Origin of the sequence: Naumannella cuiyingiana, from assembly GCF_013408305.1 — a bacterium.
Taxonomy (GTDB): Bacteria; Actinomycetota; Actinomycetes; order Propionibacteriales; family Propionibacteriaceae; genus Naumannella; species Naumannella cuiyingiana.
This window is the reverse complement of sequence record NZ_JACBZS010000001.1, coordinates 1,070,443-1,090,008: the sequence shown is the minus strand read 5'-3', so window position 1 is coordinate 1,090,008 and position 19,566 is coordinate 1,070,443. Positions and strand designations below refer to the sequence as shown.

At 69.7% G+C, this 19,566-nt stretch carries 20 protein-coding genes; 17 read left to right on the top strand and 3 right to left on the bottom strand.

The window, feature by feature from the left end; genetic code table 11:
* Window positions 1–441, top strand: coding sequence for a 50S ribosomal protein L15 (rplO, locus tag GGQ54_RS05015; protein ID WP_179444397.1), 441 nt, complete (start codon window positions 1–3; stop codon window positions 439–441).
* A gap of 71 nt (window positions 442–512) precedes the next feature.
* Here the strand turns inward: rplO and GGQ54_RS05010 are convergent, their stop codons facing one another.
* A complete protein-coding gene (locus tag GGQ54_RS05010) occupies window positions 513–962 on the bottom strand; it encodes a MarR family winged helix-turn-helix transcriptional regulator (RefSeq protein ID WP_179444396.1) in 450 nt (149 codons plus the stop codon).
* Window positions 963–1,023: 61 nt separating this feature from the next.
* On the opposite strand from GGQ54_RS05010, the gene GGQ54_RS05005 reads away from it, so the two are divergent.
* Complete coding sequence (locus tag GGQ54_RS05005) at window positions 1,024–1,842, top strand: alpha/beta fold hydrolase (RefSeq protein ID WP_179444395.1); 819 nt, start codon at window positions 1,024–1,026, stop codon at window positions 1,840–1,842.
* Between the two features lie 15 nt (window positions 1,843–1,857).
* On the opposite strand, the gene GGQ54_RS05000 is transcribed toward GGQ54_RS05005, so the two are convergent.
* Window positions 1,858–2,784 carry an endonuclease/exonuclease/phosphatase family protein gene (locus GGQ54_RS05000; protein WP_343045855.1) on the bottom strand — a complete coding sequence of 309 codons (927 nt, stop codon included), beginning with the start codon at window positions 2,782–2,784 and terminating at the stop codon, window positions 1,858–1,860.
* Window positions 2,785–2,923: 139 nt separating this feature from the next.
* Between GGQ54_RS05000 and GGQ54_RS04995 the strand changes: the two genes are divergently transcribed.
* The 8 genes from GGQ54_RS04995 (at window position 2,924) to GGQ54_RS04960 (ending at window position 12,993) form a co-directional block, all read left to right on the top strand.
* Complete coding sequence (locus tag GGQ54_RS04995) at window positions 2,924–4,363, top strand: APC family permease (RefSeq protein ID WP_179444394.1); 1,440 nt, start codon at window positions 2,924–2,926, stop codon at window positions 4,361–4,363.
* Between the two features lie 72 nt (window positions 4,364–4,435).
* The gene (locus GGQ54_RS04990; RefSeq protein ID WP_179444393.1) at window positions 4,436–6,895 is read left to right on the top strand and encodes an esterase-like activity of phytase family protein; all 2,460 of its coding nucleotides are present in this window, start codon (window positions 4,436–4,438) and stop codon (window positions 6,893–6,895) included.
* A gap of 71 nt (window positions 6,896–6,966) precedes the next feature.
* On the top strand, window positions 6,967–8,040 hold the full coding sequence (locus GGQ54_RS04985) for a glycoside hydrolase family 172 protein (RefSeq protein WP_343045854.1): 1,074 nt from the start codon (window positions 6,967–6,969) through the stop codon (window positions 8,038–8,040).
* A 135-nt stretch (window positions 8,041–8,175) separates the two neighbouring features.
* The gene (gene secY, locus GGQ54_RS04980) at window positions 8,176–9,501 is read left to right on the top strand and encodes a preprotein translocase subunit SecY (RefSeq protein WP_179444392.1); all 1,326 of its coding nucleotides are present in this window, start codon (window positions 8,176–8,178) and stop codon (window positions 9,499–9,501) included.
* Window positions 9,502–9,553: 52 nt separating this feature from the next.
* A complete protein-coding gene (locus GGQ54_RS04975) occupies window positions 9,554–10,123 on the top strand; it encodes an adenylate kinase (protein WP_179444391.1) in 570 nt (189 codons plus the stop codon).
* 12 nt (window positions 10,124–10,135) lie between these two features.
* Window positions 10,136–10,981, top strand: coding sequence for a type I methionyl aminopeptidase (map, locus tag GGQ54_RS04970; RefSeq protein WP_179444390.1), 846 nt, complete (start codon window positions 10,136–10,138; stop codon window positions 10,979–10,981).
* A gap of 77 nt (window positions 10,982–11,058) precedes the next feature.
* Complete coding sequence (locus tag GGQ54_RS04965) at window positions 11,059–12,285, top strand: aminotransferase family protein (RefSeq protein ID WP_179444389.1); 1,227 nt, start codon at window positions 11,059–11,061, stop codon at window positions 12,283–12,285.
* Between the two features lie 21 nt (window positions 12,286–12,306).
* Entirely contained in the window at window positions 12,307–12,993 is a 687-nt protein-coding gene (locus GGQ54_RS04960; protein ID WP_179444388.1) for a maleate cis-trans isomerase family protein, read from the top strand.
* Window positions 12,994–12,999: 6 nt separating this feature from the next.
* On the opposite strand, the gene GGQ54_RS04955 is transcribed toward GGQ54_RS04960, so the two are convergent.
* On the bottom strand, window positions 13,000–13,704 hold the full coding sequence (locus GGQ54_RS04955; RefSeq protein ID WP_179444387.1) for a maleate cis-trans isomerase family protein: 705 nt from the start codon (window positions 13,702–13,704) through the stop codon (window positions 13,000–13,002).
* A 60-nt stretch (window positions 13,705–13,764) separates the two neighbouring features.
* Between GGQ54_RS04955 and GGQ54_RS04950 the strand changes: the two genes are divergently transcribed.
* The 7 genes from GGQ54_RS04950 (at window position 13,765) to ehuA (ending at window position 19,469) form a co-directional block, all read left to right on the top strand.
* Window positions 13,765–15,177, top strand: coding sequence for an amidase (locus tag GGQ54_RS04950; RefSeq protein ID WP_179444386.1), 1,413 nt, complete (start codon window positions 13,765–13,767; stop codon window positions 15,175–15,177).
* A 1-nt stretch (window position 15,178) separates the two neighbouring features.
* On the top strand, window positions 15,179–15,682 hold the full coding sequence (locus tag GGQ54_RS04945) for a DUF3830 family protein (protein ID WP_179444385.1): 504 nt from the start codon (window positions 15,179–15,181) through the stop codon (window positions 15,680–15,682).
* Window positions 15,682–16,338 (top strand): GntR family transcriptional regulator, encoded by a 657-nt coding sequence (locus tag GGQ54_RS04940; RefSeq protein WP_179444384.1) that lies wholly within the window; start codon window positions 15,682–15,684, stop codon window positions 16,336–16,338. The genes GGQ54_RS04945 and GGQ54_RS04940 overlap by 1 nt, the downstream gene beginning before the upstream one ends.
* A gap of 92 nt (window positions 16,339–16,430) precedes the next feature.
* Window positions 16,431–17,312, top strand: coding sequence for an ectoine/hydroxyectoine ABC transporter substrate-binding protein EhuB (ehuB, locus tag GGQ54_RS04935; protein WP_179444383.1), 882 nt, complete (start codon window positions 16,431–16,433; stop codon window positions 17,310–17,312).
* A 9-nt stretch (window positions 17,313–17,321) separates the two neighbouring features.
* Window positions 17,322–18,026: an ectoine/hydroxyectoine ABC transporter permease subunit EhuC gene (ehuC, locus tag GGQ54_RS04930; protein ID WP_179444382.1), complete on the top strand. Its 705-nt coding sequence runs from the start codon at window positions 17,322–17,324 to the stop codon at window positions 18,024–18,026.
* On the top strand, window positions 18,023–18,679 hold the full coding sequence (gene ehuD, locus GGQ54_RS04925) for an ectoine/hydroxyectoine ABC transporter permease subunit EhuD (RefSeq protein ID WP_179444381.1): 657 nt from the start codon (window positions 18,023–18,025) through the stop codon (window positions 18,677–18,679). Before ehuC ends, ehuD begins: the two co-directional genes overlap by 4 nt.
* Before the next feature lie 34 nt (window positions 18,680–18,713).
* The gene (gene ehuA / locus GGQ54_RS04920) at window positions 18,714–19,469 is read left to right on the top strand and encodes an ectoine/hydroxyectoine ABC transporter ATP-binding protein EhuA (RefSeq protein ID WP_179444380.1); all 756 of its coding nucleotides are present in this window, start codon (window positions 18,714–18,716) and stop codon (window positions 19,467–19,469) included.
* Window positions 19,470–19,566 lie beyond the last annotated feature (97 nt).

The window sequence follows — 19,566 nt, the reverse complement described above, 5'->3', positions numbered from 1 at the left end:
ATGGCACTGAAGGTCCATCACCTTCGCCCCGCCCCGGGCGCCAAGACCGCGAAGACCCGCGTGGGTCGCGGTGAGGGCTCCAAGGGCAAGACCGCCGGCCGTGGCACCAAGGGCACCGGCGCGCGGAAGAACACCCCCGAGAACTTCGAGGGCGGCCAGATGCCGATGCACATGCGGGTGCCGAAGCTGCGCGGCTTCACCAACCCGTTCCGCACCGAGTACCAGGTCGTCAACGTGGCCCGCATCGCGGACCTGTTCCCCGACGGCGGCGAAGTCGGCGTGGCCGATCTGGTGGCCAAGGGCGCGGTCCGCGACGGCGAGCTCGTGAAGGTCCTCGGCAACGGCGAGATCTCCGTCGCCGTGCAGGTCAGCGCGCATGCGTTCTCCGGCTCGGCCAAGGCCAAGATCGAGGCCGCCGGAGGCTCGGCGACGCAGCTCTGAGGCGTACCCGTCCGGTCGACGAGGCCCGCTCCCATCTGAGGGGGCGGGCCTCGTCGCGTACCGACTGACGGTCAACCCTGCTCGCCCGGGCCAGCGCGCCGCTGTCGCAGCAGCGCCCGGCCGAGCTGCTCGAGCATGGCAATCGCGTCGGCGACCTGGTCCGGATCGGGGTCGCCCATCGCCTCGGACAGTGCGGCGGCGATGGACGTGGCACGGACCTCGGCGACCCGCTTCGAGATCGTCTGCGCCGGGCTGATCAGAATGCGTCGCCCGTCGGCGGGATCGGGGCTCGCGTCGATCGCTCCCGCGGTCCTGAGGCGCGTGATCGCGCCGGACACCCGGCTCTGCGGCAGCCCGGTGCGGGCAACGATCTCGCTCGCGCTGGTCCCCGGGTGGTCGGCGATGTCGCTCGCCACGATCAATCCCACCCGGACGTCGCCGGTACGCCCATCGGCCGGCAGCGACTCCTCGGCCACCCTCATCAGCACCCGGCCGAGGAGAAACAGATCGACTCCGTTCATGGCACCCACGATACCAATCTCGATCTAGCTGGATGCATCTGTTTGGATATATATTCTCCTCATGCCCACGCTGACCACGCCAGAAGCCACCCTCCACTACCAGCTCACCGGAACCGGCCCGCTGTTGGCCATCAGCCAGAGCGGGGAGGGCGATGCCGACCGCAGCGCGGATCTGATCCCGCATCTCGCCGGGCGCTACCGCGTCCTCACCTACGACCGCCGGGGACTCTCCCGCAGCTCGGGCCGCGCGGGTACGCCCCCGGCATCGATCGCCGATCACGCGAGCGACCTGCATCACCTGCTCGCCGCGGCAACCGACCGCCCGGCGATCCTGCTCGGTTGCAGCCTCGGCGCGGTGATCGGGCTACACCTGGCGGTCGCCCATCCGGGCCAATTGGCGACCCTGATCGCCCACGAGCCGATCGCGCCCTGGCTGCTGCCCGACGACGAGGCGAAACGCCACCGTGCCGAGCTTGCGGAGATCCGCCACCGCTACGAGTCGGACGGGCTCGGCGCGGCCATCACCTACCTCGCGGACACGCTCGGCATCCGGCCGGCTGCCGCCGAGGGCGAGCCGGGGCGGACCGATTTCCCGATGGATGAGAACCGGATCCGCAATTTCGACCATTTCCTCCGCCACGATGTCGCCGCAGCGATCGCCGACGACCTCGATGCCGGCTCGCTGGCAGATTCCGGCACCCGCATCATTCCCGCGGTCGGACAGGCCACCCCGCGAACCGTCCATGACTACCGGTGCGCACTGGCGCTGAGCGCAGTCGTCAACCGCCCGGTGTCGACGTTCCCCGGTGGGCACAACGGAAATCTCACCCATCCGGCGCGGTACGCCCGCGAGGTGCTCAGGGTCCTCGACCTGCAGTAGCGGCCGCCGGCCAGGTCAGCGGGGGAGTTCGACGACGGCCTGGACGGGGAAGTGGTCGGATGGGAAGCGCCCGCCCGGCCGGTAGGGGTTGATGGCCGCGGTGTGGACCCGCACCCCGGGGCTCGCCAGCACCCAGTCGATGCGGGTGCCCTCGACCACCGGCGCGCGATAGCCGTTGAAGGTGTTCCACTCCTCGGTGAGGCGCTCGTCGGCGGCGGTCCAGGTGTCGGCCAGCCGCCCGTCGCTGACCAGGATCCGGTACGCCTCGGAGTCGAGGGCGGGCACATTGAAGTCACCCGTCACCAGCACGGGAAGGTCGGCGAACTGATTGCGGACCAGCGCGTCGATGGTGGTGGCGCTCCTGACCCGCGCCGGCTCGGACTGATGATCGAAATGGGTGTTGATCATCACGAATTCCGTGCCCGTCCGACGATCGGTGAACCGGGCCCAGACGACGATCCGGGTGACCCGGTTGCCCCAGTCGGCCGAGCCGATCAGCAGCGGAGTGTCCGACAGCCAGAACTGGTCCCATTCGAGCAGGTCGAAGCGATCACCTGCGTAGTAGATCGCCGAGTACTCACCGCGGCTGCCGCCGGCCCGCCCGTAACCGATCGTCCGGTGATCGGGCAGCGCCCGTTCGATCGCGCGAAGCTGGTGGAACAGGCCCTCCTGGATGCCGAGCAGGGCCGGCCGCTCGGTCCGCAGCAGGTCGACCAGCAGCGGCTCGCGCTCGGGCCAGTGATCATCCTGCCCGGGCGTGGTCCGCCCGGTGTCGTAGCGGATGTTGTACGTCATCAGGTGGATCCGGGGCGGTCGCACGGCCTTGCCGATCAGCGGCCGGCCGCCCCGGGCGTGTGCCGGTGTGGTCGGTGCGTTCAGCGCGGCCGCGCCGGCGGCGATGCCGGCGCCGATCAGGACACCGCGACGATTGATGGGGGGCACGTCTGTCTCCTTGGGCTGGGGGCCGTCGGGCTGGGGTTTCCCTCAACCTAGGTACGCCACGATGCCGGCGGGTGGCCGCTCGGTGAACCCGGCGTGACCGGTTGGTGGCCCGGTCGGCGCAATCGGGTTGACTGGGTCCATGTCGGAACTGCGCAAGAGCCTGGGCCTGCCGACCCTGATCGCGCTGGGCGTCGCCGGAGTGGTCGGTTCGAGCTGGATCTACACCTCGTCGGTGTTCTTCGACAGCTATGGCGCGGGCGGGATGATCCTCGGGCTGATCGGCGGTGCGGTGCTCGCCGCCTGCATCGCGCTGGCGTACGGCCGACTGACCGCGACGATCCCGCGCGCCGGCGGCGAGGTGGTGTGGACCTATACCGCGCTCGGCCGTCCGTTCGGATTCGCCACCGGCTGGCTGCACATCGGGGCCTACATCGCCTCGCTCGCGTTCTATGTCACGGCCTTCGGAACCGTGCTCGCCAAGGCCTTCCCCGGCCTGCAGACGATCCCGCTCTGGACGATCAACGACGAGCCGGTGCATCTGCCGGTACTGGCGCTCGGCATCGTGCTGACCGCGGTGATCTTCGGCCTGAACTGGCGCGGGGTGCAGCTCGGCGGGCAGGTCCAGGTGGTTCTGTTCGCCGCGATGCTGGCGATCGGGCTGGCGCTCGCCGTGACCGGATTCGCGACCGGTACGCCGGACAACCTGTTCCCGGCCTGGCGCGCCGACCAGGATCCCCTCGGTAGCACGGTACGCATGGTGGTTCCGGGGATCACCTATCTGGCGGGCTTCTCGCTCGTCGCGATCATGGCGGAGGAGGCGCGGGTGGCGCCGCGGTTGATCGGTCGTGCCGTCGTGATCACGGTCGTGGGAGCGGTGGCCTTCTATGTCGTCGTGCTGGCGGCCACGGCCTGGGTGTCACCGTGGGAGCAGACGGCGGCGGGGAAACTCGGCACCATCACCGCGTTCACCGACGCGGGATTTCCCGCCCTGGGCTGGGCGGCGCTCGGCATCGCGGTGCTGGGGCTGCTGACCAGCTTCATCGGGCTCTTCGTGGCGAGCACCCGAATCGTGCTGGCGTTGGCGCGCGCCGAGCTGCTGCCCCCGGCGCTCGGCCGGATCGATGCGCGCTCCGGCGTACCCCGCAATGCGTGTGTCTTCATCGCCGTGGTGACCGTCGTCCTCGGCCTGCTCGGGCCCGGGGCGATCACCTGGTTCCTCGACGCCGGTGGGGTGTTCCTCGGGTTGGTCTGGGTGCTCGTCGTCGCCGCGTACCTGATCCTGCCCCGGCGGTTCCCGAACCTGCGGCGGCCGGCATCGGCGCTCGGCCTGCTCCCCGTGGTCGGGGCGATCGGTGCCCTTGCGGTGATCGGGTTCGCCCTGTGGCCCGGCACCGACCTGTCGCTGGTCTGGCCGGCCGAGCACCTCACGCTGCTGGGCTGGGTGGTCCTCGGTGCGGTGCTGTTCGCGATCACCCGGCCCCGCCGGCCGGCCGAGGAACTGCAACGCCGACTGCTCGGCGAACATGCCGGGACCGTCCTCGGCGAGGGGCGGCCACGAGACGACCCCTCATCCGGTTGATCAACGCAACATTCACGAGGTCGTCACTCCCGGGCCATCCGGGCGTCGCCGTCGACCGATGGGCTACCCCTCATGATCCGTCGCCTCGCTCTGGCCGCCGCCGCGGCCGCCCTCGCCGCCGGCACAGCGGTCGTCCCGCAGTTCGCCGGCCGCGCCGCCGCAGCCCCCGAACCGACGCAGCCGGCCCTGACCGGGCGGGCCACGATCGGCTCGGACTACCTGGCCGAGGGCCCGCGCTCGGGGGCGGAGGTCTCCTCCGACGACACGGGCGTCAGTGGGCCGTTCGACGGTCAGCCGATCCCCGGATTCTCCGCGATCGTCGACAACGGCGACGGCACGTTCTGGGGGATGCCGGACAACGGCTTCGGTGCCAAGGACAACTCGGCGGACTTCCTGCTCCGCCTGTACCTGATCCGGCCCGACTTCACCACGGGTGAGACCGAGATCATCCGGTTCATCACACTGTCCGACCCGGATCGCGTGCTGGACTTCGAGATCACCAACCCCGACGGCGAGCGGGCGCTGACCGGCGCCGACTTCGACATCGAGTCGGTCCAGCGCCAGGGCGACGGCAGCTTCTGGATCGGCGAGGAGTTCGGGCCGTTCCTGCTGCACGTCGACGCCGACGGCAAGGTGCTGCAGGACCCCGTGCCGCTGCCGGGCGTCGCCTCGCCGCAGAACCCGCTCCTCGACGGCGAGCCGAACCTTCCGCAGAGCGGGGGCTTCGAGGCGATGTTCGCCCGGGGCGGGTTCCTGTACCCGATCCTGGAGAAGGCCACGACCGGCCAGGACTCCCGGTCGCGGACGATCTTCGAGTTCGATCCCACCAGCGGTGAGTACACCGACAACACCTGGACCTACCGCACCGACCGCGCCGACGACTTCGTCGCGGACGCCTATGTCGGCGCCGACGGGATCCCGGTCATCCTGGAGCGCGACAACTTCGACGGCGCGGCCGCCGTGGTCAAGCGGCTGTACGCGCTGCCCGGCTTCGCATCGGCCGCCGCCGACGACACCTTGTCCAAGGAGCTGCGCTTCGACCTGCTGAAGATCGACAACCCCGACAAGATCGGCGCGGGCGACGGCTGGGGGACCGGCGACCCGTTCGCGTTCGGCTTCGTCTCCGTCGAGGTGGCGATCGAGCTGTCCGACGGTCAGGTGCTGATCGCCAACGACAACAACTTCCCCTTCGACGACGCGCGCCGGCCGGGCCGCCCCGACGATGTCGAGCTGATCACGATCGCCGCCGAGCCCGTCACCGCGCAGGCCAACCCGAACAAGGTGATCGCCCACCGCGGCGCCAGCGGCTACCGCCCGGAGCACACCCTGGCCGCCTACGAGCTGGCGATCCAGCAGTGCGCCGACGCCATCGAGCCCGACCTGGTCTCGACCGCCGACGGCGTCCTGGTCGACCGGCACGAGAACGAGATCTCGGGCACCACCGATGTCGCCGACCGCCCCGAGTTCGCCGACCGCAAGGCCACCAAGACGATCGACGGCGCCGAGGTGACCGGCTGGTTCACCGAGGACTTCACCCTGGCCGAGCTGCGCACCCTGCGGGCGAAGGAGCGGCTGCCGGAGCTGCGGCCGGGCAGCGCGGAGTTCGACGGGCTGTATGAGGTGCCGACCTTCGACGAGGTGATCGAGTTCGCCCAGAACTCGCGTACCTGCACCGGGAAGCCGGTCGAGATCGTCCCCGAGATCAAGCACGGCAGCTACTTCGACTCGATCGGCCTCTCCCAGGAGGAGAAGGTGGTCGAGGATCTCACCGAGCACGGGCTCGCCGACGCGGCCGACCTGGTCACGATCCAGAGCTTCGAGGTGGGCAACCTGGTCGAGCTGAACGGTCTGGTCGACGTCGAACTGGCCCAGTTGATCAACTGCTCGGGAGCACCGGCCGATCAGCCGGAGCGCCCCTACACCGAGCTGGTCACCCCCGAGGGGCTGGCCGAGATCGCCGGCTACGCCGACCAGATCGGGCTGTGCAAGGACGTGATGATTCCGCGGGACGAGGCGGGCAGGTTGCTCAGCCCCAGCCCGGTGATCGCCGATGCCGAGGCCGCCGGCCTGGAGACGGTCGGGTGGACCTTCCGCGCCGAGAACCAGTTCCTGCCCGCCCAGTTCCGCTCGAGTGACAACCCGGCCGAGGCCGGCGACCTGGCCGGCGAGATCTGCGCCTTCGTGGGCGCCGGTCTGGATGTCGTGTTCTCCGACCAGCCAGACCTCGCGGTCGCGGCCGTCGGCGACTGTGCGCCGGACGGTCCCTCGGCCAGCCCGAGCGACGACCCGTCGGCCAGCCCGAGCGACGATCCGTCGACCAGCCCGAGCGACGACCCGTCGACCAGCCCGACCAGCCCGGCCAGCCCGACTGGTGCTGCCACGACGGGTCCGAGCGAGGACCCCGGCGCTCCCGCACCGGGCGGCGGCCAGCCGCTGGCCGACACCGGTGCGCTGTTGCCGGTCGGCGTCCTGGCCGGTGCGGTGGTGGCGCTCGGCGCGGGCGCGGCCCTGATCGGGCGGCGACGCGGCTGACCGCAGGCCGCGTTGACACGGGTGCGCGGTGCTCCTAGGTTCCATCCGATCATCGACCAGGAGGCCCGCTCGTGCCCGCAGGTTCTTCGTTGTCCCGTCTGGCCGAGCTGAGTACCGCGCAGAGCCGGTCGATCAGCCCGGAGAACTTCGACGGATCCCGCGGCGGCGGCGGCCGGGCCACCGAGGGCACCCTGGCCCATGCCGCCCGCGACCTGGGACAGGGCTGGAAGGTCTCCCCGTCGATCATGCTGAACGCGGGACAGACCGCCGAGCTCGGGGTGATCGACGAGCCCGGTCGGATCACTCACCTCTGGGCGACCACGCACCCGGAGCACTGGCGCGCGCTGGTGCTCCGGGCGTACTGGGACGGTGCCGACGAGCCGGCGATCGAGGTGCCCTACGGGGACTTCTTCGCCCAGGGCTGGGGCATCTTCGCCCAGATCAGCTCCGAGCCGGTGGCCGTCAACCCGCACGGCGGCTTCAACAGCTACTGGCCGATGCCGTTCGCCTCGGCCCGGCTGACCCTGGAGAACACCGGCGAGAAGGACGCCATGGTCTTCTACCAGATCGACTACGAGATCGAGATCGGCGATCCCGGCCCGTCGCGGCTGCACGCCCAGTGGCGCCGGAGCAATCCGCTGCCGTACGCCGAACTGCACCCGATTCTCGGCCCGATCAGCGGCCGCGGACACTATGTCGGCACCTACCTGGCGTGGGGCGTGAACAGCCCGGGCTGGTGGGGCGAGGGTGAGCTGAAGTTCTTCCTCGACGGCGACGACGAGTTCCCGACCATCTGCGGCACCGGCACCGAGGACTATTTCGGGGGTGCGTGGAACTTCGACGTTCCCGGGCAGGGCTACACCGAGTACAACAGTCCCTACCTCGGTCTGCCCCAGGTCATCCGCCCGGACGGCCTGTACCGCTCCCAGCAGCGGTTCGGCATGTATCGCTGGCACATCCCGGACCCGATCCGCTTCCGGGCCGACATCCGCGTCGACGTCCAGGCGCTCGGCTGGCGCAGCGGCGAGCGCTACCTGCCGCTGCGCGATGACATCGCCTCCACGGCGTTCTTCTATCTCGATGCCCCCGTCGCCGCCCGGCCGCCGGTGCCGACCTTCGACACCATGGAGGTGCTGACCGGCTGAGCCTCCCGCGGATTGTGGGCGGTCGGCCAGGGCTTGATAGTCTCGCCCGGGTTGCCGCGTGCCCGCATGCGGCCGCCGTCCGAACGACAGGCACGCCGCACGGCGCGCCACGACTGCCAACGAGGAGAGGGCTCGGTGCTATCCGCCTTCGCGAACGCGTTCAGGTCGCCTGATCTGCGGATCAAGATCCTGTTCACGCTCGGCATTGTTGCCATCTTCCGGCTCGGCTCGGTCATCCCGGTGCCCAATGTCAACATCCAGCGCCTGAACGAGTGTCGGCAGCTCGGCATGACCGGCGGCATCGGCGGAGAGGGCAGTCAGCAGATCTATTCGCTGATCAACCTGTTCTCCGGGGGCGCGCTGCTGCAACTGGCCGTTTTCGCGCTCGGCATCATGCCCTACATCACGGCGTCCATCATCTTGCAGTTGATGACCGTGGTCATTCCCAAGCTGGACGAGATCAAGAAGGAGGGGGCGGCCGGGCAGACCAAGATCACCCAGTACACCCGCTACCTGACGATCGTCCTCGCCATCCTCAACTCCACCGCGTTCGTCTCGCTCGCCGTGAGCGGCGGGCTGTTCCCCGGTTGCGACGGGCTGGTCTATGAGACCTCGCTGTTCCCGATCATCGTGATGGTGATGACGATGACCGCCGGAACGGGCCTGGTGATGTGGCTCGGCGAGCTGATCACCGAGAAGGGCATCGGCAACGGCATGTCGATCCTGATCTTCACCCAGGTTGCCGCGACCTTCCCGAGCGCGCTGTGGGCCATCAAGGAGGCCCAGCCGGGGCAGGCCGGCTGGGTGACTCTGGTGCTGGTCGTCGCGATCGGCCTGCTGGTGATGTCGGCCGTCGTCTACATCGAGCTGGCGCAGCGCCGGATCCCGGTGCACTACGCCAAGCGAATGGTCGGCACGCGGATGTTCGGCGGCACCTCCACCTACATCCCGATCAAGGTGAACCAGGCCGGCGTCATCCCGGTCATCTTCGCCTCCTCGCTGCTCTACATCCCGGTGCTCTACTCCCAGTTCGATCCCACGGGGCCGGTCTCGAGCTGGGTGCAGAACAACCTGGTGCAGGGCAATCACCCGATCTACATGGCGGTCTTCTTCGTCCTGATCATCGCCTTCGCCTACTTCTATGTCTCGATCACCTTCAACCCCGAAGAGGTCGCCGACAACATGAAGAAGTACGGCGGCTTCATCCCCGGCATCCGCGCCGGCGCGCCGACCGCTCGCTACCTCGGCTATGTGCTGAGCCGGCTGACCGCCCCCGGCTCGCTCTATCTGGCCGTCATCGCGCTGCTGCCGACCTTCGCCTTCGCGTTCCTGCCCGGCGCCAACCAGAACTTCCCCTTCGGCGGCACGTCGTTGCTGATCATCGTCGGCGTCGGCATCGATACCGTGAAGCAGATCGAGAGCCGACTGCAGCAGCGCAACTACGAGGGCTTCCTGCGATGATCCCGCAACACCACCGGCTGCGGCCGGTCACCGAGAGAGAGGGGACGCACGGATGCGTCTGCTGATCATGGGCCCGCCCGGGGCCGGCAAGGGCACACAGGCGAAGGGCATCGCGGAGCGCTACGGCGTACCGGCAATCTCCACCGGTGACATCTTCCGCAGCAATGTCGCCCAGCGCACGCCGCTCGGCCTGGAGGTGGAGCGGATCATGCACGCCGGCGGCTATGTGGGCGACGACATCACCAACCAGATCGTCGCCGACCGCCTCGCCGAGGAGGACGCGCGCCACGGATTCCTGCTCGACGGCTACCCGCGTACCGTCGCCCAGGTCGCCGCGCTGGACGAGTTGCTCACCGCGCGCTCGGCGCAGCTCGATGCGGTGATCTGCCTGGAGGCCGACCGGGACGAGCTGGTCGCGCGGCTGGTGAAGCGGGCCGAGTCCGAGGGCCGCGCCGACGACTCGGAGGAGGCGATCCGGGTACGCCAGCAGGTCTATGCCGACGAGACCGCGCCGCTGCTCGATGCCTACGCCGAGCGCGGGCTGTTGATCCGCATCGACGGTCTGGGGTCCGTCGACGAGGTCGGGCAGCGGATCGCGGACGCCCTGGACGCTCGGGGCTGACCGGGGGTTGTGATGTTCGGCGGACGCCGGGTGGAGATCAAGACACCCGAGCAACTGCTCGCGATGCGGCGGGCCGGCAAGGTCGTGGCCCAGGCCCTGATGGCGACCACGGCGGAGGTACGCCCCGGCATCACCACCGGCGAGCTGGATGCCATCGCTGCCGGCGTGATCGCCTCGGCGGGAGCCACGCCGTCCTTCCTCAACTACGGGGAGGAGCACGGCGAGGGCGGCTTCCCGGGCGTGATCTGCGTCTCCGTGAACGACGAGGTCGTGCACGGGATTCCCGGCGACCGGGTGTTGCGCGAGGGGGATCTGGTCTCGATCGACTGCGGCGCCATCGTCGACGGCTGGCACGGCGACGCCGCGCGCAGCGTCTTCGTCGGCCAGCCCGCGACCGCCGAGGCGGCCGAACTGTGCCGGGTCACCCACGATGCCTTGTGGGCCGGGATCGGCGCGGCGAAGCTCGGCGGCCGGGTGACCGACATCAGCGCCGCCATCGAGGGCCTGGTCCGCTCCCGCGACGTCGACTACGGCATCGCCGAGAACCTGGTCGGTCACGGCATCGGCTCGCAGATGCACATGGAGCCGAACGTGCCGAACGAGGGCAAGCCGGGCCGCGGGCCGCGGGTCGTCGAGGGGATGGCGCTCGCCATCGAGCCGATGCTGACGCTCGGTACGCCGGTCACCGCGACCCTGGACGACGACTGGACCATGGTCACCCGCGACGGATCCTGGGCCTGCCACTGGGAGCACACGATCTCCGTCACCGCCGACGGGCTGTGGGTGCTCACCGCCGAGGACGGCGGGGCGGCCATGCTGGAGCGCCTCGGCCTGCCGTTCGGCCCGCTCGCCGACTGAGGTATCGCAGCTCCGCCCCTGTCGCCGCCCGATCGCGGTGCTAGCGTCGTCCGGAACCAACGTCGAAGGGTGGCGAGATGGGCAGTCTGTGGCATCCGTTCGCGCAGATGGGCGCGGTCGAACGCGACGGCGCGTTCGTCGTCGCGCGCGGCGAGGGCAGTCACGTCTTCGACGCCGAGGGCAGGCGCTACCTCGATGCCACCGCCGCGCTGTGGTACGCCAATGTCGGGCACGGGCGTACCGAGATCGCCGAGGCGGTGGCCGACCAGATGTCGAGGATCGCCGCCTACACGGGGTTCGGGGACTTCGCGACCGATGTCACCGAGCAGCTTGCCGAGCGGCTCGCCGGGATCGCCCCGGTGCCCGGCTCCAAGATCTTCTTCACCTCCGGCGGTTCGGACTCGATCGAGACCGCCGCCAAGCTGGCCCGCCGCTACTGGGCCGAGATCGGCCAGCCCGGCCGGCACACGATCATCGGGCGGCAGAAGGCCTACCACGGCAGCCACTGGGCGGGGACGGCGCTCGGCGGGATCCCGCCCAACCAGGAGGGCCTCGGCGGCCCGTTGCTGCCCGATGTCGCCCACGTCTCCTGGGACGATCCGGAGAGCCTGCGCGGCACGATCGAGCAGGTCGGCGCGGAGAATGTGGCCGCCTTCTTCTGCGAGCCGGTGATCGGTGCCGGCGGGGTCTATCCGCCGCCGGAGGACTATCTGCTGCGAGCGCGCAAGATCTGCGCCGAGCTGGACGTGTTGTTCATCGCCGACGAGGTGATCACCGGCTACGGCCGGATCGGCGGGTCGTGGTTCGCCTCCACCCGTTTCGGGCTGGAGCCGGACCTGATCACCACGGCCAAGGGCCTGACCTCGGGCTACCTGCCGATGGGGGCGGTGCTCGTCGCGCCCCGGGTCGCCGAGCCGTTCTTCACCGGGCAGGCGTGGTTCCGGCACGGCTACACCTACTCCGGGCACGCCGCATCCGCCGCCGCCGGGCTCGCCAATCTGGCGATCATCGAGCGGGAGAATCTGCTGGAATCGGCGCTCGGCCTGGAGGCGAAGCTGATGCAGCGGCTGGCCCCGATCGGCGAGCTGGACGCGGTGGCGGAGATCCGCGGCGGCGTGGGCGCGCTCGCCTCGGTGCAACTGGCCGACCCGGCGACCGCGGCCGCCGTCTCGCGCGAGCTGCGCGACGCGGGGGTGATCGCCCGGCCGATCGGCGTCGGCGCGTTGCAGATCTCGCCGCCGTTGATCTTCACCGACGACGATCTCGACGAGCTCGTCGCCGGGCTGCAGACAGTGCTGGGCTGAGCGAGGGGATGCGGGTGCGACATGATCAGGATCGGAGTGATCAGCCCCCACGACATGGCGCTGGACCGCGAGCTGTGGGAGTACGCCCCGGCGAGCGTACTGCTGCACCTGACGCGGTTGCCGGAGCGCAGCCATGTCGTCGACCTGGCCATGGTCAGCGAGCTCAGCGACACCGATGACCTGGTGGTCGCCGCGCGCAGCATCGCGGCGGTGGCGCCGGTGGCGTATGCCTATGCCTGCACCTCCGGCAGCTTCGTCGGCGGCGTGGCCGGCGAGCGGCGGATCTCCCGGGTGATCAGCGAGGCGGTCGGCGTACCCGCGGTGACCACGTCCGGTGCACTGCTCGAGGAGCTGGCCGTCCGCCGGATCAGCTCGCTGTCGGTCGTCACCCCCTATCGTGCCGAACTCAGCGACCTGCTGGCGGCCTTCCTGGTCGAGGCCGGACACCGGGTGGTCGATTCGCGCGGGCTGGGCCTGGATCGCGACATCTGGAACGTCCCGTACGCCACGACGGCCGACCTGATCCGCGCGGCCGACAACGACCTCGCCGAGGCGATCTTCGTCAGTTGCACCAACCTGCCGACGCGCGCGATCGTCGACGACCTGTCGAGCGAGCTCGGCAAGCCGGTGCTGACGGCCAATCAGGTGACCATCGACGGGGCGGTCCGCGCGGCCGCCGGCCCGTTGCCCGTCGCCGCCGGGCTCTGAGCCGGGTCAGCCGCGGAACAGCCGCCCGGGGCCCGTGTCGGGGGCCTCGACGCCGGCCAGCACCATCCCCTGCCAGGCGGTGACCTGGTTGGCGGTCAGCACGGTGGTCCCGAGCTCGTCCTCCAGCTCGTCGATCAGGCGCGCGGTGCGCAGCGCCGTGTCCGGCAGCAGCAGGGCGTCGGCGCCGGCGCGGTCGACGCTGCGCGCCAGCTCGCGTACCCCCGCGTCGCCGACCCGTCCGGCGTCCTCGCCCGAGGGGATGTCGTGGCTGGTCAGCGCGGTGACCGCGACCCCGGCGCCGCCGAGAAAGTCGGTGAAGGCCGCCGCCACGTCCGCCGGATAGGTCGCCGCCACGGCGACCCGGTCGATGGCCAGCCGGGCCAGCGCGGCGGCGAAGGCCAGCGATGTCGAGGATGCGGGTACGCCGGCCGCGACCGCGAGTCGATCCGCCTGCGCGCGGGCGCCGTCCCAGCCGTAGACGAAGCTGCCCGAGGTGCAGGCCCACATGACCGTGTCCGCCGCTCCCGCGGCAGCGGCCGCCGGATGCAACTGATCGTCCGTGCCGAGCGCCCGCAACGACTCGACGTCGTGCAGCGTGGGGCCCTCCCAGGTGTGGGTGACGGGCAGGTCGACGCCCAGCCGCTCGGCCAGCACGGGGTAGTCGTCCTCGGCGCTGTGGCCGGGGTAGAGCATCGCGATCCGCCTGGTCATGGTTACAGTGTCACTGGCTGGTCGATTGTTGACAATAAAGGTGTGTGGGAAGGTTCACAGATGACCCAGGAGCTGCGCTGGCTCGGTGCTGGTGAGCTGGCCGAGGCGTACCGGTCGCGGCGGCTCGACCCCGTCGAGGTGGCGGCCGCGCTGCTCGACCTGGCCGAGGCCGACGGCACCAATGCGTTCTGCCTGATCGATCGCGACGAGACGCTGGCACAGGCCGCCGCCGCGCGCGACCGGTTCGCGGCGGGTACGTCGGCCGGGCCGCTGGACGGCGTACCGGTGTCGATCAAGGACCTGCTCTACACCGCCGGCTGGCCGACGCTGCGCGGCTCGGAGTTGATCACGCCGGAGTCCGAGCCCTGGACCGAGGATGCCCCGGCGGTCGCCCGGCTCCGCGAGGCGGGCGCGGTGCTGCTGGGCAAGGTGACGACACCGGAGTTCGGCTGGAAGGGCGTCACCGACAGCCCGCGCACCGGCGTCACGACCAACCCCTGGGACCGCACCCGCACCTCGGGCGGCTCGTCCGGCGGGTCGGCGTCGGCCGTCGCGCAGGGCATCGGCCCGTTGTCGATCGGCACGGACGGCGGCGGATCGGTACGCATTCCCGGCGCGTTCTGCGGCATCGTCGCGATGAAGCCGACCTACGGCCTGATCCCGCTGTGGCCCGCCAGCCCGTTCGGTACGCTCAGCCACGCCGGACCGATGACCCGCAGCGTCGCCGACGCCGCCGTGGCGCTCGATGTGATCACCGGATTCGATCATCGCGACTGGTCGGCGATGCCGACCCCGGCGACCAGTTTCACCGATGCCCTCGGGGCCGATGATCTTGCCGGGGTGCGCGTGGCGTACAGCCCGGACCTCGGCTATGGGCGCAACGAGCCCGGGGTGCAGGCAGCGGTCGAGCGGGCCGTGGCGCGGCTCGCCGACCTCGGCGCGAGTGTCGAGCAGGTCGAGCTGGGCTGGGACGATCCCGCGGATGCCTTCCACGTCTTGTGGTTCAGCGGTGCGCGGCAGGTGGTGGCGGGCTACGGACCGGGGGCCGAGGAGCGGATCGACCCCAAGATCAGGGCTGCGCTGGGGCGGCACGGCCCGTTCAGCGCGGACGACTACATCGCGGCGAATGCCCGCCGGATGGATCTCGGCCAGCGGATGGGCCGGCTGCATCGCGATCACGACGTCCTGGTCACCCCGACGTTGCCGCGGGTGGCCTTCGAGGCCGGCGTCGACGTGCCGGAGGGATCGGCGAGTCAGGACTGGACCTCGTGGACGCCCTACACGTATCCGTTCAACCTGACCCAGCAGCCGGCGATCACCGTGCCCTGCGGGCTGGTCGACGGCCTGCCGGTCGGGCTGCAGGTGGTGGGCGCCCGGCATCGCGATGATCTTGTGCTGCGGGTTGCCGATGCCTACGAACGAAATGCCGATCTCGGGCCGGTGCGGCCGCCCGAGCCCGGGGAGGGGAGCTGAGATGGCCGATCGTTATCTTCGCGTCGGGCTGCGCAATCGCGGCGTGAGTTGCCGCGCGCTGCTGCTGGACGAGGCGGCACCGCGTACCGCACGGGCGGTCTGGGATGCCTTGCCGCTGGGCGGGCAGGTCTATCACGGCAAGTACGCCCGTAACGAAATCTATGCGTTGTTCCCGAAGTTCGCCGAGGGCGAGCCCGGGCCCGAGAACACCACGATCACACCGATCCCGGGTGATCTTTGCTACTTCACCTTCGCCGGTGATCTCGGCAACCCGGCCTACGGCTACGAGGACGCCTCCGCCGCCCGCGAGCACGCGACCGTGATCGACCTGGCCGTCTTCTACGGACGGAACAACTTGTTGATCAACGGTGATGTGGGCTGGGTGCCGGGCAATGTCTTCGGCACGATCGTCGAGGGATTGGACGAGCTCGCGGCCGCCTGTCAGGACGTCTGGATGGGCGGTGCACGGGGCGAGGAGCTGTACTTCGAACGCTGGGAGGACTGATGAGCACGCTGCGTCCGGTGGTTCGCGAGTCGACCCCGTCACTGATCGCCCGGCAGTTGCGCGCGGCGATTGCCGACGGGCGATTCGCGCCCGGGCAGCAGCTTGCCGAGGCCGAGCTGGCCCGCGAGCTGGGCGTCAGCCGGGGCCCGCTGCGCGAGGCGATGCAGCGACTCACCCAGGAGGGATTGCTGGTCAGTCATCGCAATCGCGGGTTGTTCGTGATGGACCTCGACCCCCAGGCGGTGCGCGACATCTACCTGGCGCGCACGGCGATCGAGCGGGCGGCGGTCGAGCTGTTGATCAACGACGGAGGCGCCAGCGCCGAGAGCCTGCTCGACGTGGTCGCCGAGATGCGCGAGTTGGCGGGCGCCCCGAATTCCACCGAGATGTCCGAGGCCGACCTGCGCTTCCACGAGCGGCTGGTCGCGTTGGCCGCCAGCCCCCGGTTGCTCAGGATGCACGAGACCCTGCTGACCGAGACCCGCCTGTGCCTGACCCGGATGCAGGGAACCTATGACGACAACGAGAAGCGGGTGGCCGAGCACGACGCCATCGCGCGAGCCGTGCTGGCCGGCGACCTCGAACAGGCCAAGACCCTGCTCGCCGCCCACATGGAGGACGGGATGCAGCGCGTCCTGGGCGAGACGGAACGGTGACCTGATCGAAACATCTTCCTAACATCAGATTGTTGACAATCAGTCGCGGTGCTCCGTAGGTTTCCTGACAGCCGACTACGAGGGGGCACTCAATGTCGATCTTTCTGAGCCGTCGCACGCTCTTCGCCGTGAGCGCGGGCGTCGCGGCTGCGGGCGCACTGGGCGCCTGTACGACCACCACCCCGGGTGGCCCCGCCGGCCAGCCGGCCGGTGATCTTCTGGAAACCGCGCGCAAGCAGGGTTTCCTCCGGGTGGCGATCGGCAATGAACCGCCCTACACCAAGCTGGAGGCCGACGGCAGCGTGACCGGCTGCGAGCCGGACGTGCTGCGCGCGGTCGCCAAGCTGCTGGACATCCCGGAGATCCAGGGCATCGTCACCCCGTACGAGTCGATGATTCCGGGCCTGCAGGCGAACCGCTGGGACGTGATCGCCGCAGGCCTGTTCATGAAACAGTCGCGCTGCGCGGAGGTGCTCTACTCCGAGCCGGTGATCGTCTCGACCGAGTCCTTCGGCGTACCGTCGGGAAACCCGAAGAACATCACGACCATCGCCGACATCAATGCCAATCCCGATCTCAAGATCGGCGTCATTCCGGGCGGGTTCGAGGAAGGCATCCTGAAGTCGGCCAAGGTGCCGGAGTCCCAGCAGGTCCAGGTCGACGACGGACGATCCGGGGTCGAGGCGCTCAAGGCCAAGCGCTGCGACGCCTTCTTGTTGCCCACATTGTCGCTGGAGTCCCTGATCGGCGAGGATGCGGCATTCGACATCACCGAACCGATCGCCGACGCCCCGCGGACCGGCTCCGGTGCGGCGTTCCGGAAGGCCGATGCCGCGTTCCAGCAGGCCTACAACGAGAAGCTCGCCGAGTTCAAGGCGACGCCCGAGTTCGCCCAGATCGAGGAGAAGTGGGGCTTCGACCCGGCCGCCGTCGAGGGTGTCACCGCAGAAGAGCTCTGCCGAAACGAGGGGTGACGCGACGCCATGAGCGTCGTGCTCGAATACCTGCCGCTGCTGTTGCGCGGCCTCGGGATGACCCTGCTGATCACCGTGCTCGGCGGGATCCTGACGATCATCGTCGCGTTCACCGCCGGCCTCGCCCGGCTGTCGTCACACGCGTGGGTCAGGATTCCGGCCGGCGTGTTCGTGGAGGTGTTTCGCGGCACCTCGATGCTGGTGCAGTTGTTCTGGTTCTTCTTCGCCCTGCCGTTCTTCGGCATCCAGCTCGCCCCGTTGACCGCGGCCGTGCTGGTGCTCGGCCTGAACGAGGGCGCGTATGCCTCCGAGGTCGTCCGGGGGGCGATCAAGTCGCTGCCCAAGGGGCAGACCGAGGCGGCGATCGCCTGTGGCATGCCGGCCGGCAAGCGGATGCGACGGATCCTGATCCCGCAGGCCGTCCCGATCATGTTGCCGCCGATGGGCAATGTGATGGTCGATCTGTTGAAGAACACCTCGCTGGTCTCGTTGATCACCGTTCTCGACCTGACCTTCGCCGCCCAGCAGGTGCGGACCTCCACCGGTGAGTCGTTGACCGTCTTCGGCGTGATCCTGGTCGTCTACTTCCTGCTCAGCATGCTGATCAGCGCGCTCACCGCGATGCTCGAGCGCCGGTTCTCCCTCGACCGGCGCGACATCCCCAAGGTGCGCCTGCTCGACGTGCTGGGCCGCAACCGGACGGTCGCGCCATGATCTGGGACAACCAGTTCGCGATCTCGATCATCCCCACGCTGCTGCGCGGGCTGGTCACCACCGTGCAGATCACCCTGCTCGGCACGGCGCTGGCCGCGGTGCTCGGCCTGGTCGTCGCCATTCTGCGCTACCTGCGGATCCCGGTGCTCAGTCAGGTGTTGACGTTCGGTGTGTTGTTCGTCCGGGGTACGCCGCTGCTGGTCCAGGCGTACTTCGCCTTCTTCGTGCTGCCGAACTTCGGCATCTCGTTCTCCGCGCTCGTCACCGGGGTGCTGGTGATCGGGATCAACTACAGCGCCTACCTGGCCGAGGTGTATCGCGCCGGTATCGAGTCGGTGGCCAAGGGGCAGTGGGAGGCGGCGACCGCGCTCAACCTGCCGCGGGCCAGGGTGTGGTTCCGGATCGTGCTGCCGCAGGCCTTCCGCACGGTGGTGCCGATGCTCGGCAACTACCTGATCATGATGTTCAAGGACTCGGCCGTGCTGTCGGCGATCACGGTCATCGAGCTGATGGCGACGGCGCAGCGGATCGGTATCAGCGAGTTCCGCTACCTCGAGCCGTTCACCATCGCCGCCATCTTGTACTTCCTGGTCAGCTATCCGTCCTCGCTGATCGTCAATCGACTGGAGGCCCGCCTTGCCACCCAACAATGACCGAGCAGCGCGTGGGCCCGCGGCCGGAGAACCGATGATCAGCTTCTCCAACGTGACCAAGGCATTTGGCCAGCATGTCGTGCTGAACGAACTCGATTTCACCGTCGCGCCGGGGGAGAAGGTGTCGATCATCGGCCCGTCCGGGTCGGGCAAGACCACCATCCTGCGGATCCTGATGACGTTGGAGTCGCCGACCAGCGGGCAGGTACGCGTCGACGGCGACGAGCTGTGGAACCTGCGGGCCGGCCAGAAGCCGCGCGAGACCGCGGCGATGCGGCGTACCCGCAGCCGGATCGGGATGGTCTTCCAGCAGTTCAATCTCTTCCCGCACATGACCGCCCTGGAGAACGTGATCGAGGCGCCGGTGCACGTCCAGGGCAAGCCGAAGGCCGAGGCCACATCGAGCGCCATGGAGCTGTTGGAGATGGTCGGCCTGAGCGAGCATGCCCGCAAGCGGCCCGGTCAGTTGTCCGGCGGCCAGCAGCAGCGGGTCGCCATCGCGCGGGCGATGGCGCTGCAGCCGCGGGTGATGCTCTTCGACGAACCCACCTCCGCGCTCGACCCCGAGCTGGTCGGCGGCGTGCTGAACGTGATCCGCGATCTTGCCCACAGCACCGACATGACGATGCTGCTGGTCACCCACGAGATGCGGTTCGCCCAGGAGATCTCCGATCGTGTGGTGATGTTCGACCACGGCGCCGCCATCGAGGACGGCCCGCCGTCGCAGATCTTCGGCAACCCGACCCAGGAGCGAACCCGCCAGTTCCTGCACGCCGTGCTGGAGGCCTGAGCCTCCCCGCCGCCCCGGGCTCCCCGCCGCCGCACCCGGGCTCTCCGTCGCCGCACCCGGGCTTCCCGTCGCCGCACCCGGGGCTTCCCGTCGCCGC